The sequence below is a fragment of the Rhizobium sp. J15 genome (genome assembly GCF_002531825.1).
In the GTDB taxonomy this organism is placed as follows: Bacteria; Pseudomonadota; Alphaproteobacteria; order Rhizobiales; family Rhizobiaceae; genus Rhizobium.
Genome location: NZ_NWSX01000111.1, coordinates 1 through 794 on the forward strand (window position 1 = coordinate 1; position 794 = coordinate 794).

Here is a 794-nt window from a genome sequence, read left to right on the forward strand (position 1 = left end):
TCCTACGACGTCATCATTATCGGCTCCGGCCCCGGCGGTTATGTCGCCGCCATCCGCGCCAGCCAGCTCGGTCTGAAGACCGCGATCGTCGAGCGCGAGCATATGGGCGGCATCTGCCTGAACTGGGGCTGCATCCCGACCAAGGCGCTGCTGCGCTCGGCCGAGGTGCTCGATCACGCCAAACACTTCAAGGATTTCGGTCTCGTTCTCGAAGGCACGGTCAAACCGGACGCCAAGGCCGTCGTCGGCCGCTCGCGCGCCGTTTCCGCCCGCCTCAACGCCGGTGTCGGCTTCCTGATGAAGAAGAACAAGATCGACATCATCTGGGGCGAAGGAAAACTTACGAAGCCCGGCGAGATCGTCGTCGGCAAGTCGTCGAAGCCTGTCGTCGAGCCGCAGCATCCGCTGCCGAAGAACGTCAAGGGCGAGGGCACCTACACCGCCAAGCACATCATCATCGCGACCGGCGCCCGCCCGCGCGCGCTGCCGGGCATCGAGCCCGATGGCAAGCTGATCTGGACCTATTTCGAGGCGCTGAAGCCGGATGCGCTGCCGAAGTCGCTGATCGTCATGGGTTCGGGCGCGATCGGCATCGAATTCGCAAGCTTCTACCGTTCGATGGGCGTCGACGTGACTGTTGTGGAGGTCATGCCAACCATCATGCCGGTCGAGGATGCCGAAGTCACCGCGATTGCCCGCAAGCAGCTGGAAAAGCGCGGCCTCAAGATCTTCACGAGCGCCAAGGTCACGAAGGTCGAGAAGGGCGCGGGCAGCATCACCGCCCATGTCGAGAC

General features: G+C 63.6%; 1 protein-coding gene. It reads left to right on the plus strand.

What is annotated here, in order from left to right:
* Positions 1-794, plus strand: a 794-nt coding sequence (locus CO670_RS32365; RefSeq protein ID WP_141502480.1) for an FAD-dependent oxidoreductase, incomplete at both ends; no start/stop codon positions are given.